This is a genomic window from Kiloniella sp. (assembly GCF_965205715.1).
Taxonomy (GTDB): domain Bacteria; phylum Pseudomonadota; class Alphaproteobacteria; order Kiloniellales; family Kiloniellaceae; genus Kiloniella.
Map to the genome: position 1 here is coordinate 2,188,266 of NZ_CBDBHW010000014.1, position 14,458 is coordinate 2,202,723.

Below are 14,458 nucleotides of genomic sequence, written 5' to 3' on the forward strand. Positions count from 1 at the left end.
CGCCCATGTTTATTTAAGGACATACTGCCTCGTTTTAGCAGCCATCCTTAATACATGATCGTCAACTGAAGGTGTGTACGACCATGCGACAGCTCCTCAATAAAATATATTCCATCAGCGGGTGGACAGCTGCATTTTTTATCGTTGCGATCTGCCTTACTGTTATGGCTCAAGTCGTACTCAACCTGCTTGATCGTATAAGTAGCGTGATAACTGGTGAAGCGTTTGGCCTCACCATTCCCTCTTACGCAGATTTTACGGGCTTCTTCCTTGCGGGCGCGTCATTCCTTGCCCTTGCTTACACCCTGCGTGACGGCAGCCATATTCGGGTTTCACTCGTACTCCAGCACCTATCGCCAAAAACACGTCATTTCGTAGAAATCTGGTGCCTGGGTATTGCCTCTGCAATGGCGATATACTTTACCGCCTATACTGGTTTCCTGGTCCACGAGTCCTACACTTACAACGACCTGTCTCCAGGGATGATTGCCATACCGATCTGGATACCAATGCTCCCCATGCTGATCGGGTTAGCTGTACTCTCTCTCGCTCTTTTAGATGAACTAGTCTGCGTTCTCTGTGGCCGGGACCCGAGTTATGAGGGCAAAGGCGAGAACTTACTGGAACAAGATCACGCTGATCTTCACGCGGAATAGGGGGCTTTGCGATGTCTGAAATTTACCTAACACTACTGTTACTTCTGACACTATTTGCCCTACTTGGTTCTGGTGTTTGGGTCGCCTTCTCCCTTTTTGGCGTTGGCCTCTTTGGCATGGTTGCCTTCACAGACGCCCCAGTCGGCGATGTCCTTGCTACCACAGCCTGGGGCGCGAGTAACTCTTGGGCTCTAGCAGCTCTCCCCCTCTTTATCTGGATGGGAGAAATTCTTTTTCGCTCCCGCCTTTCTGCAGATATGTTCAGCGGCCTATCGCCCTGGATGGGAAAAATTCCGGGAAAACTCCTACACGTAAACATCTTTGGCTGTGCGATTTTCGCAGCGGTTTCTGGTTCATCCGCAGCAACGGCAGCGACAATTGGCAAGATGTCGATACCTGAGCTATCAAAGCGCAAGTATCCTGAAAGTATGATGATCGGAACCCTCGCGGGCTCTGCGACCCTCGGACTTCTGATCCCCCCATCCATTATTTTGATTGTTTACGGCGTCGCGACCGAGCAGTCCATCGCCCGCCTCTTTATTGCAGGCGTGATCCCTGGCCTCTTGCTGGTTGCGCTGTTTGTTGGTTTTGTCGCCATATGGGCATTACTAAACAAAGATCAACTTCCCGATATTATCGAACAGATATCATTCACAGAAAAATTAAAGCGCGCAAAAAGCCTGCTTCCTGTGATCGCCCTGATTTCTGGAGTGATCGGCTCGATTTATTCAGGCATCGCCTCCCCAACCGATGCCGCTGCAGTGGGTGTAACTCTCGCCTTATTACTATCGTGGTATACGGGAGACCTCAACAAAACCACTTTCCTAGATGGCCTGATGGGGGCAACCAAGACATCTTGCATGATCGCCTTCATTTTAGCGGGCGCAGCCTTCCTTACAGTGGCCATGGGCTTTACCGGAATTCCAAAACTATTGGCGATATGGATCGGTGGCCTTGAATTAAGCACATACGGACTTCTCGCCGCCCTCACCGTTTTCTTTGTCGTCCTGGGCTGTTTTCTGGATGGCATTAGCGTCGTGGTCCTGACCACTTCCGTAATCATGCCATTAGTCGAACAAGCAGGTATCGATCCGTTATGGTTTGGCATCTATATTGTTATCGTCGTTGAAATGTCACAGATCACACCACCCGTGGGCTTCAATCTCTTTGTCTTACAGGCCTTAACTGGAAGAAATATCCTGACAGTCGCCAAGGCAGCTCTGCCCTTCTTCGGCCTCTTGATTTTGGCGCTTGCTATTATCATTGCCGTACCAGAGATCGTGACCTATCTTCCCAACAACATGTAAACAGGATTAATCCTAAGATCACTCAGTACCGTATTCACTCAACAAGAAGGACCCGTTATGTCTGATTCTGCTGACACACCAAAATCGCCGCGCCCTATCGTTTCTTCGGAGCACCTGGCAAGCGAACACGGTTGGCAGATGAGTGAATTGGAATACGGCATGATCATCGCCTTTAATGGATTTTCACGTTGGATGGTCCGCTGCATGAATGCGGCGGGCCACCAGGACTTCAATCCGCTGGACGTTCTGGTCTTACACAATGTAAACCATCGCAACAGGGAAAAACGACTGAACGACATTTGCTTTGTCCTCAATGTCGAAGATCCGCACACTGTGAACTATTCCCTGAAAAAGCTGATCAAAGCCAAACTGGTTAAGGGCACGAAGCGTGGCAAAGAAATCTTCTACGCCACGACAGAAGAAGGTGCCGAGGCCTGTACCGAGTACCGTAAAATTCGTGAACTTTGTCTGATTGATCCCGCTATTTCCACAGATTCAAAATCAGATGAAATTACCCATACTGCCCAGGTACTGCGTAGTATATCCGGACTTTATGACCAAGCCTCAAGAGCCGCGGCTTCGTTGTAGCTCTTATCTGGAGTGACTACTCCTCGCCCTAAAGGACGAGGCTTCTTGTTTCTCAGGCTGCAACTGGCAGTGTGCCAGAATTACGCGAGCCTCCACAAGCAGAGACGGATAGCCCTTCCGCCTTTAGTTTCAGGATACCTTGCTGCCGAATATTGATGGCAGCGTTAATATCGCGGTCATGCTCTTGGTCGCAGGTCTGGCACGTCCATTGCCGCACCGACAGCGGCATAGCATCAACCTTAGTGCCGCAATCAGAACAGGTCTTACTGGATGCAAACCACTGGTCAATTTGCACGAGGTGCTTACCTGACCAAGCTGTTTTGTAGGTCAGCTTTCGGAGCAATTCGCCCCATGCCGCGTCAGCGATATGTTTGGCAAGCTTCCTATTCTTGAGCATGTTTTTGACTTTCAACGTCTCCACGCAGATTGCTTGATTTTCGTCAACCAGTCGTTTTGACAATTTATGTTGAAAGTCATTGCGCGTGTTGGCAGTTCTTTCGTGAGCCTTGGCAACAAGTACACGCGCCTTGTTGCGGTTTGCCGACCCTTTCTTCTTTCGTGACAGTGTTTTTTGCTTGCGGCGCAAATTGGCCGCCGCACGTTTCAAAATACGGGGGTTCTTTTGTTTTTCACCCGTGCTGGCAATCGCTAAATGCGTTATGCCCAAATCAATACCCGTCACCGCGTCCGCTTCAATCGTTTTTAAGAGGGCTGGAACCTCCAGCCCATCATCACACAAGATTGACGCATAGTACTTACCTGTTTGAGTGCGCGAGATGGTGACGGTCTTAATCTTACCTACAATCTCACGGTGCAGAACTGCTTTGACCGTGCCGACTTTGGGCAAGTACAGACTGACACCATTTACAATTTTGACCCGTTGCGGGTAGGACATGGCTTGTTTGCCGTGTTTGCTCTTAAAGCGGGGATAGCGGCCCTGTTTTCTAAAAAATCGCTTAAAGGCATCATCCAAATGCATCACCGATTGTTGCAAGGCTTGGCTATCGGCTTCCTTTAGCCAGCCTGTTTCTTCCGTGGCTTTCAGTTCAACGAGCTTGTCCAAGGTCTGGCGCTTGCTGATGCTTTCGCCGCGCTCTTTCCAAGCGGAGCTACGCCAGCCCAAAGTAAAATTATACGCCCACCGCATCGCGCCAAATTGAAAGGCAAACGCCTTCCTCTGGTCAACAGTGGGATACAATCGGACTTTGGTTGCCTTTAGCATATCTCGACTCTACCATTGGTCTATGGACAACTCAAATGAATATCGCACAGGAAGACATTGTGTTTTTGCGCTACACGTACACTTGGTATTTATTACCAAATACCGCAGAGATGTGCTGTCAGAACTGGCTATACAGGACTTGCGGCACATCTTTGCCAAGGTCTGCAACGACTTTGAGGCGCAACTCGTCGAGTGTGACGGGGAAGACGACCATGTGCATCTGCTTATCAATTATCCGCCCAAAATATCCCTCTCTAAGCTGGTCAACAGTCTCAAGGGTGTATCCAGTCGCCGTTTGCGAAGCTTTCGCCCTGAAATTACGGGTAGGTATCGCAAAGGTGTCCTTTGGTCGCCGTCTTATTTTGCCGCTTCATGTGGTGGTGCGCCGCTCGATATTATCCGCAAATATGTCGAAACGCAGCGAGCCAACAAAAAACCGCGCTAGCGCGGTTGCGCCTTATATCCCCGCCCTGAAGGACGAGGTTTTACGGCGCGTTCCGATAATTGCCAGAGCTTTTGCCCGGAATGTAGAGCTAAGGGCTTCTTCTACAAAGTTGTAAAGTATGGCATCCACGTAAGAAAATTCCGTATTGGATTTCGAAGTATGAACCATATCTTACAACACACCATCGTTAAGTATCAAGATTTGAAATCGCATGACGCTTACCGCGCCCTCTTCAAAGAGACGCAGACAATATGCCATGCACCAGACCTTTCCTTACCGGATGGACAAAAAAAGGAAACTTACAACGTCTTGAGGATGATAAAAAGAGTTAGACTTGTTTCTGTTGGAAAAATATATGAATTCACTATCAGTTCTACGCTCAAGATATCACGATTACCTCACATGATCGTGAATGAATTCAATGGAATTTATAACGTTATAAAAAATATTTCATTTGAAACAATTTCTAATTGCGAAGAGTTATCAACATGTTAGGGGAAGTGTTGAATTGCAGAGGGGGCGCAAATGAAAAAAACTATTGCCCTTGTATAGGGAAATTTATATTGTCAGTTGTGATAAGTAAGCTGTTCTCTCCTTAGAGAGGTCGGGTAACGGGGCTTGTATCTTTGGCGGATCCTGCCCCGTCACACCCTCCACAGCACGCACCAACCGCAAAGAAGGAGCATGATGACCCAGAATTAGTATTTATTCACCTAAAAGTGTTAACTGTTATTAATACTATATTTTTCACGACAGTTTTTCAAGTAGTGAATACTTTCAAGTAGTGAATACAGTGTATGACAGTTTACCTTAAATTTCCCTAAAATTTTATACAGTTTGGCTTGTGCGTCTGGTTACAGGAAGCATTTTGGCACCCAACCACACAACCGATTGTTGATTAGATTGGCATTATTCCATCTTATGGGAAAGATTCGCAACCATTTGTTTATTTTTTTTTGAGTTTATCTGTTCGGGGGATCACAAATGTCCTTTAATGATTCTAAAATTATCACAGCTATAGCAAGCCTATCCTTGGCTTTGGGGCTTAGCGGTTGCCTCGTTTCTGAAGAAGCCCGTATCGCCGACAAAGACTATGATTTAAAACTGCACACGATAGAATCGTCTGGTGCATCCATAGTTTTACCGGAAGTTGTGGTTCAAAAGCCTCAAGCGGTGCATGTAAAGGATCGCCCCTGGTTAGGACTTAAAAAGTTATCCCTACCAAAGGGTACTGCCCTCCCCGAACAATTCAGAACAGGCAATGGCATTGCTATTCCCTTTGAAGAAGCTCTGGATATCAACGAGATTGCCAACAGGATCTCGGCAGCCACAGGAATATCTGTAAAGCTTAAAGGGCAACAGGACACTGAAGGTGATGAGAAAAAAGCTAAAACCTTTACACCGGTTAGTTATATTTCATCCGCCAGTAGCGATAAGATCATCTGGCAGGGACCTCTTGATTCCCTGCTCGATCAGTGGACAAGCTTCTATGGCTATGACTGGTCCTATGACGGCGACAGCATTTCCATTATAAGATATGGAGCCTCCGTTTTCACGATCGACGCGCTTGCTGGCGATGACACCTTTACAACAAGCCTGTCTTCTTCTGCAGAAACGGACGGCAGCAACTCCCTAGCAAGCCAAAAAATCTCATCAACCTATGTAATTGATCTCTTTAATGAAGTAGAAACACAAGCCAAGGAACTGGTGAGTGCTAAAACAAAGGTCAAGGCATCCCCAACCAGTGGAACCATCACCGTTAAGGGGATACCCGCAGATATCAAAACCGTTGCGAACTTCCTACAACACCTGAACAAAAAAATCCTGCGCTCGGTAACCCTATCGGTTCGAATTCTTGATCTACAGCGCACCCGCTCAGCGGATTATAACTTTGACCTGGATTTCCTGCTTAAAGATATCCTTGGGAAACAAAGTCTGCAATTTGTATCCGGCGGAACATCAAATCTGATAGGAACGGTTCGCCCTCTTCCATCAGGCACAACAACAAACTCTGTTAATGCCACAATCAAGGCCCTTAATTCTCTCGGGACCATTAGCCGGGATCTTAACGGAACGGTCGCAGCTCTGAATGGACAGCCCGTTCCCCTGCAACGCTTTGTCCGCCGTGCTTATCTTAAATCAGCAGAAACAGACACCATCGATGGCGTGGTTTCCCGCAGCTTTACGATCGGCTCCGTTGATAGTGGCTACTTCATCTCCTTCCTGCCTCGTATCGTAAACGATGACCAGGTTCGGGTACGCATGAATATTGGACTGCAGGACCTACTTGAACTACGTGAGTTCACTTCAGACGGCACAACTCTCCAGTTTCCTGAAGAATCAAGCAACGCAATCAGAATTGAACGACTGATCCGCTCTGGTGACACCCTTATCATTTCCGGAACAACTGATAACAAAACCAATGGCGATCGTTCAGGTCTCGGCAATGCGGATAACTGGCTCCTCGGTGGCAATCAGGATGCTGACATTTCGAGAAATCAGCAGGTTATTCTTCTGTCCGCCGAAATTGACCCGCCACAAGGTGTCACTGAATACAAAGCTGACTTGCTTTAGGATCTGATAATGTCATTTTTCAACCAAGAGACATCAACATCACCTGGTACGAGTGAAGTGTCACAAAATCTTGACGCAACTCCCGCTAATCAAATTGTGTTGGGTGGTGAAAAGTATGCTTGCGGCCTTGAATGGGTATACAAGGGTCCAAGTAAACCGTCCCTCGCTTATTTGATTGAAAACGGCCGGGCCATGGAGGCTTCATCCTCTGTCCGGTATCAAGACCAGATAGGGTATGTAACGCAAGAACACCACGATCTTGATAATCTGGTTCCTGCTGCAACACTGGTGGCTGACTTTTTCTCAGACAAGGCTGGTACTTTACTGGTTATACTCGCAAGCGAGACTGCTTCAGAGAAATCAGAGACAGATTGCCTGGGTTCATATTTGATCGTACAGGCTAAGGACGGCGTGCTCCTGCCAAATGGCGATGCTTTCTATCCGGATCCTGTATCGGCTCTCGCAGCCTTTAAAACAGAACTCAACACTGAATGGCAAAACATTTTTATAAGTGATACCGCCAAGGACCTGCTTGTGGAGCCAGAGCTTTCTGATGCACAGGTAGAGCCCTTCTCTTTATCGGATATCATTACCGAGGAAGCCTACTCCCCACAACAGCGGAAAAGCATCAAGCCCTTACCGTTTAAAAGCATCCGGGTTAATAACTTACCTCTTTGGGGGGGACTAACAGCGGGTGCTACAGCAATTGTTGGGGGCCTGTATTTAGCGACTGAAATCGTTATGCCAATGTTCTTCCAGCAAACTGAGCACGTTATTGTGGTGGAGAAGCCCCAGATAACACCTACTGTCAGCTTTGTGGATCCCACTTCCCTTCTTGAAGCCTGCTTTACCAGTCTGCAAAGTCCTCCTTCGGAACTCATCGGATGGGACCTAACTAAAGTTACCTGTTCTCCAAGTAGTTCGAACATTGGCACTTCAATCGGCAGCCCGTTGTTTGGAGAGCCAACCCTTTTCTATGAATGGCGCATTGCTGCCAATAAGAATAAGGCAATCTTCCGCCGTTCCGCTGAAAAGAATCTCTCCGAGTGGAATAAGGGCGTCGTCCTGGATGATACGGCATTTGGCTTTATCCCGGTAAAAGCACTGAAGGCAACTTTTGATTCAACCCAACTACCAGGAAAAGCTGCTTTTCGAAAACAAGTTGATCTCGTGTTTGGTGCCATAACTTCTGACCTGCACCATTCTGAAAGTGCGGGCCATTGGTCGGTCCGTTTTTCAACACCGCTATCCCTTGAACAACTGGCAAAGCGGACTGCTCAGGTGCCAGGTCTTCGTATAATGTCCGTCACAAAATCAGGAAATTTCAACAAGCGGCAGTCCTGGGCCGTAGAAGCAAGTCTCGCCCAGGTTCTTACCGTTCCTGGCAATACTCTCGCTCAACAAGGAATTAACTAGATGACGTTGAATAAGAAAGCTCTCCTCCTTAGCGTTTGCGTATTGTCCGTGATGGGTACCCAGGCATTTGCAGACCGTGCGGATCGGGCAAAAAGGGCTCATGAGCGACAACTTGCTTCCTACGCCCACTCAATAATCTGGGTTCATCAAAAAATAACCACCTGGATCGGGGGTGCAAGTTACGAGAGAGAGATGGGGGATGATCCGGACAAACCCCGGAGAAATCCCGGAACGGAACCTTTGAATGACTGGGCCGACGGTGTTCCCCTGGACAAAATTTACAATCTGCATGCGTCTCGTATCTATCCTGGTATTAAAGCGCGTTATTGTGACGATACCCTTCTGGTTTATCTTGATGACCCTGCCCCAAAGGGTGTTGGGCCTGACAATCTGCGCAATATTCAAACCGGTTGGACAGAATCTTACTTGAGGAAAAACGGTACTTCGGGACCGGGTCAACCACCGGCACCCTTACAGTGGATGGAAGACAACATAATTGAATCCTCTTTTCAGTATGCTGATCCAATTTTAGAAGTTCCGGCTTGTATGCTGGACACGCCACTACCTTCAGGACGGCCCGTTAAAATTGAGAGAGTAATTGACCTCTCGAAGCAATTTTTCGAGAAAACAGTAATTGACCGGAGAACCGATGCCTGCCCAGCAGGCAAACATGGTAAAAACGGGATCTACATGCGCCGGGAGGGAACGCAAAAATACAACAAATTCCTAGAACCCGTCGGTGCCCCTGTTTGGGGAGCGTGGGCCGAGTTTACGAACTATTGCAAGGACGATTATGCGAGAGATTTCACTTTTAAGACTTCTTGTAGTTATACGACCAAAAAAGGAACCACTTGGCAGGGTTCGGTTTACTGGACACAAACCAAGAATGTGAGCGCTGATGGTGTAAGCATGTCTGCACCGGAATTCAAGAGTTCCAACTGCCCTGATATCCGCGACGGGGTTGTTAAGGCTGAACTTCCCGCTCCGATCGTAAATACGGTCAACACGACTGAGAACAAAAGTCAGAGTTGTCCTGCAGGTTATACGGGCAGCATTTCGCTACGCAGGACGAAGACCGTCAGAACCACAACCTTTGTCTGGAAGCAGGATCCCGTTGTCGCGACCAGTTATTCAAACTGGGCACAGACATCAAACACCTGTACCCAACCGCTTGTATGCAGCACCTGGGAAGGCAGTTCGGAAGAAGGCTTTAAACACTGCACCTGTAGGCGCGGTGGGGAAGTTGTCTCCAGCTCAAGAGGTGCGTGTGGGAGTGGCGGGGGAAGCAGTGGCGGAGGCGGCGATCATGATGGCCAGGGTGGTGGTGATACTGACGCCGACCACGATGGTCGTAGCCGACAAGACGGTGATACCAATGATCACGAAGGACCCAGTAATGGGGATGCAGCAAGTGGTGGAGATAGAAGCCATAACCCGTAACGAAACATACTATTATTTAAGGAGCCAAAACATGAAAAAACTATTTATCGGAACGCGCCGTAAAACCTCGTCCTTCAGGGCGGGGATATAAGGCGCAACCGCGCTAGCGCGGTTTTTTGTTGGCTCGCTGCGTTTCGACATATTTGCGGATAATATCGAGCGGCGCACCACCACATGAAGCGGCAAAATAAGACGGCGACCAAAGGACACCTTTGCGATACCTACCCGTAATTTCAGGGCGAAAGCTTCGCAAACGGCGACTGGATACACCCTTGAGACTGTTGACCAGCTTAGAGAGGGATATTTTGGGCGGATAATTGATAAGCAGATGCACATGGTCGTCTTCCCCGTCACACTCGACGAGTTGCGCCTCAAAGTCGTTGCAGACCTTGGCAAAGATGTGCCGCAAGTCCTGTATAGCCAGTTCTGACAGCACATCTCTGCGGTATTTGGTAATAAATACCAAGTGTACGTGTAGCGCAAAAACACAATGTCTTCCTGTGCGATATTCATTTGAGTTGTCCATAGACCAATGGTAGAGTCGAGATATGCTAAAGGCAACCAAAGTCCGATTGTATCCCACTGTTGACCAGAGGAAGGCGTTTGCCTTTCAATTTGGCGCGATGCGGTGGGCGTATAATTTTACTTTGGGCTGGCGTAGCTCCGCTTGGAAAGAGCGCGGCGAAAGCATCAGCAAGCGCCAGACCTTGGACAAGCTCCAGCCACGGAAGAAACAGGCTGGCTAAAGGAAGCCGATAGCCAAGCCTTGCAACAATCGGTGATGCATTTGGATGATGCCTTTAAGCGATTTTTTAGAAAACAGGGCCGCTATCCCCGCTTTAAGAGCACGGCAAACAAGCCATGTCCTACCCGCAACGGGTCAAAATTGTAAATGGTGTCAGTCTGTACTTGCCCAAAGTCGGCACGGTCAAAGCAGTTCTGCACCATTGATCTCGCGCAAACAGGTAAGTACTATGGTGTGTGATGACTGACGCCGGACCACGATGGTCGTAGCCGACAAGACGGTGATACCAATGATCACGAAGGACCCAGTAATGGGGATGCAGCGTGGAAGTTGAAAGTGGAATAGGAAGATAGAAGCCATAACCCGTAACGAAACATACTATTATTTAAGGAGCCAAAACATGAAAAAACTATTTATATGCACTGGAGCCCTGATTATTGGGTTCTCGGAAATGGCTATGGCCAAACCAGAGGCAAGCCATAATATTGAGCAATTTGAGAGTTTCCTATCGGGAAAGGTGTTAGTTACAAAAACGCCTCTTTGGGAGGTATCTGAAATTGCTAGACGTACATCCCATGCAACATATTTAGCACCTGACGGGACTGATTTTCAGTGTACATATGGAGACACAAAAAACGACAAAACCCTCAAATATCGTACATATCAAGGACATTCAGAATGGGATACATGGCGCCTAACCAAACCCTTTTTTAGTTCAGGTGTACTTCTCACGACCAACGGCAATGGTACGAGATCTATTCCCATATACGACGAAAAAATTAACGTGCTTGAGCGTTGGTATCAACGTAAGGGAGAATGGAAACGACTTGTCGTTGGCCACCTACAAGACTCTTGGCCAGCCTGGGCACTAGAAAAATGCCCTGATTTAAAACTCCCTGCTGGTCTAAAGATCAATCACGAACAGAAAACCCCTAATTACGAACAGAACTACAAAACCTATGATCTGACACCTTCAGGTAAGAAAATCACTCCTTTAACTGCAGAAGAAGCAGCCGCTTTTCTTCACCAGAACAATGGAAATATACTCGTTGATAGCGACGGCAAGAATTATGTCCCGAACATGAACGGTCGTGAGTTCTGGAAAATTGACGAGAAGCTTGAAATTGCAGATATAGCCCACCTGAGTGCAACAGATGAAACACTGGACATGCAGTGGGAAAAAGGCGGCATTCAACAATCTTATAATATTGGAGACCAAATCCAGTTGAAACCTACTGGTGGCCGACATAATGCGTTCACCTTCACGGATTGGCTGCAAAAGCAGGGTTATGTAGAACTTTCCTTTGGTGAAAATAAAGTTGCCACCCTTGAATTCACTTCTCCCAACAATGTCATTGCATGGGCTGCAGGTGAAACATTTCAAGGAACATGGAAACATCAAGCCACAGAATTAAACCTCTCATTATCCTACGACACTAATGCAGTCAACTACTATTCAATTGCATGGAAAGATGCTGCCAAACAACTTGAATGGCCTGGGCTAAAATAACCTCTAAAAACAAGTAAAAAATCTCGTATTTCAAGGAGCCGAACCAATGAAATTCAAGTCGCTTATTCTCGCTACATGCCTTCTGCCATTATCTACTGTTGGTATAGTGGTACAGTTGACACCATCAGCTCAAGCCGCTCCTGTTATACAGGACACTCCTGCCGTGCAGGCTGATTATCCTGAAGGTTTTACTCCTTGCCCCAGAGAACAAATCAAGCAAGCTTTAAGCGAGAATATCAGCGGAAGTGAATTGATCGACCTACTGGCTCTTGAAAGCGAGGTCCTGAAACTCTGTGCCGAACGCGCCAGCTTATATAACACCATCATCACAGAAGACCAAAAGCTCCAAAAACTACAGGGTAAAGCCCCTGTGGCAGGAGCAAACAGTCGTAAGGCACTAAGCAACAATACAAGTGTTTTCTTTGATAGCGGCAATAACCAAGGCTCCCACTCTTCCGGAGCCACTGGCACTCCCCCTGCCCCTCCTGCTTTAAACGGTACTAATCCATCTCCATCCCTGGCTTCCGAGTACAACTGGTACACCATGTATGGCACCGGCACGGATTTAACGGTCGGTATTAGTGACGGCCGTGGAAACTGGCTGTTAAAACGTGGTGATATGCTTCCGGGCGATTGGAAAATCGTTACCGTTGAAGCTAAACCCGAAAAGGTAATCCTCCAAAAAGGAAAGCGCCTCTTCCCGCTTCCCTACATCAACCGTAAAGCAAAACCTCTCGATGATGTCTTTTCTGGAGAACTCAATTGAAGACATTCTCCAAAATCAAGCCTTCTGTCTTAAGAAGGTGTTGTTTTCCTTTCGGGACAACAGGAGATGGAAAGACGGCAACTCTTCGTTCTTTTCTTTCCCGGAAAAAGGGTCAACCTCTACAACGGGCGCTTCCTGCAGCGGATCCTGTTGAATATCCCATCTCAATTTCTTATGAGGGAGATATCAATTGAACGACATCGATATCATCACCCACAAGAAGCTTTCCCAAAGGTTCATGGAGCTTTGTGCGGTTACGAGCGACGGAACCTATTACTATGCCAAAGGCTACGATAAGGATACGACCGTCCTTAACGAAGTACATTCCCATATGCGTGCCAAGATACTGCCAAGGGAAAAAAGCAAGGTAACTTGTGATCTTTCTGATATCGCCGCTCTTTACGATAAAAGCGTTAACAGCGACGTTCCGGCAGACAAGTTAAAGTCCCGGATTTACAATTTACTCAAGGCCTGCGCCAACGCTAAAGCCAGTGATCTTGTTATTCACTCTGACGGCGTGTCCTGTAAATTTCACGCTCTTGTTAATGATAATAAAATTAAGCTTTGCACTCCCTGGACTTCTTCTGAAGGCACTCAGGCTATGGAGCAGATTTTCTTTGCCAAGGACGAGGGCAGTAAACAGACATCATATGAAAAATCAAGTAACCAGGGTTTTTCCATAAGCCCCTCTGACGCTTTTCCATTACCGGGAAACATTGTAAAACTCCGCGTTCAACGAGGACCGAGCCACAATGGTGACCATATGGTCATGCGGTTGTTTTACGAAAATACCACGGACAATCTTACCCTGGAAAAACTCGGATTTGATTCTGAGCTTTGTGAAGTCCTGGAGAGAATAATGCTCTCCATTAACGGAGCCGTATTCATTTCCGGGGTAACGGGTGATGGTAAGTCCACAACAATTGCTGTCTCACTCAATCAGCAGAACAAGTTGTTTAACAATAAGCTTCAAATGGTCACGGTCGAGGATCCTGTAGAATACTCGATCCCCGGAGCCATCCAGATTCCCGTATCAACCGCTGCGACCGAAGAAGAACGCGAGGCTGTTTACAGTCAGGCCCTCATGCACTTCTGCCGGGTTCATCCGGCAACCGGTATGGTCTCGGAAATCAGGGATGGGAATTCGGGCCGTCAGGTAATGGATATGGTTGATACGGGCCACCAGGTCTGGACAACAATTCACTGTAATTCTGCAAACGGAATTCTTTTCCGCTTAATCGATATGGGTGTTCATCCTTCAAAACTGAGCAAGCCAGGTAACATTGCCCTTCTCATGAAGCAAACACTCGTACCCCTGCTTTGCCCTCACTGTTCTCTCCAGGGTGAGAAAGCATTTCAAAACTTGCCACATTGGATGAAGTCGGATCTGGCTCAGAGTAACAAGGTCCGTTTAAGAAACAAGAAAGGTTGCGAGCATTGCCACCGCCCCGAGGGAAATGACCTGTCCAAGGCTGTGTGGAATGGATACCAACATCAAACCGCCGTCGCGGAATACATAATTCCTGACAATAAATATCTCCGGTATGTGCGTGATAACAACCCTATTGGTGCCGAGGAATACTGGCTTGGTGAAATGGGCGGAGAGACGATCCATACCAGGGTGTCAAAAATGATCCATGCAGGTCAGGTAGATCCCAGAGATGCCTATCGTAAAGGGATCAAGATCTTTACTAAAGAAAATCCAGGATCTGTCAGTCTGGTTCCGATATCTGGCGGTCGGGAGGGTTCATAAGTGGAAACATCAAACAATATAATTCGTGACTACTCC

The 14,458-nt window shown here is 47.5% G+C and carries 13 protein-coding genes; 11 read left to right on the top strand and 2 right to left on the bottom strand.

Annotated features, from left to right (window positions below):
- The first annotated feature begins 83 nt into the window (after positions 1–83).
- The 3 genes from ACOGW3_RS27610 to ACOGW3_RS27620 are packed head-to-tail and all read left to right on the top strand — an operon-like array spanning position 84 to position 2,551.
- Positions 84–656, top strand: a complete 573-nt coding sequence (locus tag ACOGW3_RS27610) for a TRAP transporter small permease (RefSeq protein ID WP_419905859.1) — start codon at positions 84–86, stop codon at positions 654–656.
- Between the two features lie 11 nt (positions 657–667).
- Entirely contained in the window at positions 668–1,963 is a 1,296-nt protein-coding gene (locus ACOGW3_RS27615; RefSeq protein WP_419905860.1) for a TRAP transporter large permease, read from the top strand.
- Positions 1,964–2,020: 57 nt separating this feature from the next.
- Positions 2,021–2,551, top strand: coding sequence for a winged helix DNA-binding protein (locus tag ACOGW3_RS27620; protein WP_419905861.1), 531 nt, complete (start codon positions 2,021–2,023; stop codon positions 2,549–2,551).
- Positions 2,552–2,603: 52 nt separating this feature from the next.
- Here ACOGW3_RS27620 and ACOGW3_RS27625 read toward each other — a convergent pair whose 3' ends face one another.
- Positions 2,604–3,773, bottom strand: coding sequence for an RNA-guided endonuclease TnpB family protein (locus ACOGW3_RS27625; protein ID WP_419901410.1), 1,170 nt, complete (start codon positions 3,771–3,773; stop codon positions 2,604–2,606).
- Between the two features lie 22 nt (positions 3,774–3,795).
- On the opposite strand from ACOGW3_RS27625, the gene tnpA (ACOGW3_RS27630) reads away from it, so the two are divergent.
- The 4 genes from tnpA (ACOGW3_RS27630) (at position 3,796) to ACOGW3_RS27645 (ending at position 9,648) form a co-directional block, all read left to right on the top strand.
- On the top strand, positions 3,796–4,218 hold the full coding sequence (gene tnpA / locus ACOGW3_RS27630; protein WP_419901409.1) for an IS200/IS605 family transposase: 423 nt from the start codon (positions 3,796–3,798) through the stop codon (positions 4,216–4,218).
- Positions 4,219–5,202: 984 nt separating this feature from the next.
- Positions 5,203–6,792: a hypothetical protein gene (locus tag ACOGW3_RS27635; RefSeq protein ID WP_419905862.1), complete on the top strand. Its 1,590-nt coding sequence runs from the start codon at positions 5,203–5,205 to the stop codon at positions 6,790–6,792.
- 9 nt (positions 6,793–6,801) lie between these two features.
- Entirely contained in the window at positions 6,802–8,208 is a 1,407-nt protein-coding gene (locus ACOGW3_RS27640) for a hypothetical protein (RefSeq protein ID WP_419905863.1), read from the top strand.
- Positions 8,209–9,648 (top strand): hypothetical protein, encoded by a 1,440-nt coding sequence (locus ACOGW3_RS27645; RefSeq protein WP_419905864.1) that lies wholly within the window; start codon positions 8,209–8,211, stop codon positions 9,646–9,648.
- Positions 9,649–9,751: 103 nt separating this feature from the next.
- Here ACOGW3_RS27645 and tnpA (ACOGW3_RS27650) read toward each other — a convergent pair whose 3' ends face one another.
- Positions 9,752–10,174, bottom strand: coding sequence for an IS200/IS605 family transposase (gene tnpA / locus ACOGW3_RS27650; RefSeq protein ID WP_419901409.1), 423 nt, complete (start codon positions 10,172–10,174; stop codon positions 9,752–9,754).
- Positions 10,175–10,196: 22 nt separating this feature from the next.
- Between tnpA (ACOGW3_RS27650) and ACOGW3_RS27655 the strand changes: the two genes are divergently transcribed.
- From ACOGW3_RS27655 to ACOGW3_RS27670, 4 genes are all read left to right on the top strand, one after another.
- A complete protein-coding gene (locus tag ACOGW3_RS27655) occupies positions 10,197–10,394 on the top strand; it encodes a helix-turn-helix domain-containing protein (RefSeq protein WP_419905865.1) in 198 nt (65 codons plus the stop codon).
- 399 nt (positions 10,395–10,793) lie between these two features.
- Positions 10,794–11,903, top strand: a complete 1,110-nt coding sequence (locus ACOGW3_RS27660; protein WP_419905866.1) for a hypothetical protein — start codon at positions 10,794–10,796, stop codon at positions 11,901–11,903.
- 46 nt (positions 11,904–11,949) lie between these two features.
- A complete protein-coding gene (locus ACOGW3_RS27665; protein ID WP_419905867.1) occupies positions 11,950–12,669 on the top strand; it encodes a hypothetical protein in 720 nt (239 codons plus the stop codon).
- Between the two features lie 190 nt (positions 12,670–12,859).
- Positions 12,860–14,422, top strand: coding sequence for an ATPase, T2SS/T4P/T4SS family (locus ACOGW3_RS27670; RefSeq protein ID WP_419905868.1), 1,563 nt, complete (start codon positions 12,860–12,862; stop codon positions 14,420–14,422).
- The last annotated feature ends 36 nt before the right edge of the window (positions 14,423–14,458 follow it).

What these genes read in the sequence shown, in the direction of transcription:
- ACOGW3_RS27610 (WP_419905859.1), top strand. Translation starts at nt 84, where the DNA reads ATGCGACAGCTCCTCAATAAAATATATTCCATCAGCGGGTGGACAGCT.
- ACOGW3_RS27615 (WP_419905860.1), top strand. Translation starts at nt 668, where the DNA reads ATGTCTGAAATTTACCTAACACTACTGTTACTTCTGACACTATTTGCC.
- ACOGW3_RS27620 (WP_419905861.1), top strand. Translation starts at nt 2,021, where the DNA reads ATGTCTGATTCTGCTGACACACCAAAATCGCCGCGCCCTATCGTTTCT.
- ACOGW3_RS27625 (WP_419901410.1), bottom strand. Translation starts at nt 3,773, where the DNA reads ATGCTAAAGGCAACCAAAGTCCGATTGTATCCCACTGTTGACCAGAGG.
- tnpA (WP_419901409.1), top strand. Translation starts at nt 3,796, where the DNA reads ATGGACAACTCAAATGAATATCGCACAGGAAGACATTGTGTTTTTGCG.
- ACOGW3_RS27635 (WP_419905862.1), top strand. Translation starts at nt 5,203, where the DNA reads ATGTCCTTTAATGATTCTAAAATTATCACAGCTATAGCAAGCCTATCC.
- ACOGW3_RS27640 (WP_419905863.1), top strand. Translation starts at nt 6,802, where the DNA reads ATGTCATTTTTCAACCAAGAGACATCAACATCACCTGGTACGAGTGAA.
- ACOGW3_RS27645 (WP_419905864.1), top strand. Translation starts at nt 8,209, where the DNA reads ATGACGTTGAATAAGAAAGCTCTCCTCCTTAGCGTTTGCGTATTGTCC.
- tnpA (WP_419901409.1), bottom strand. Translation starts at nt 10,174, where the DNA reads ATGGACAACTCAAATGAATATCGCACAGGAAGACATTGTGTTTTTGCG.
- ACOGW3_RS27655 (WP_419905865.1), top strand. Translation starts at nt 10,197, where the DNA reads ATGCTAAAGGCAACCAAAGTCCGATTGTATCCCACTGTTGACCAGAGG.
- ACOGW3_RS27660 (WP_419905866.1), top strand. Translation starts at nt 10,794, where the DNA reads ATGAAAAAACTATTTATATGCACTGGAGCCCTGATTATTGGGTTCTCG.
- ACOGW3_RS27665 (WP_419905867.1), top strand. Translation starts at nt 11,950, where the DNA reads ATGAAATTCAAGTCGCTTATTCTCGCTACATGCCTTCTGCCATTATCT.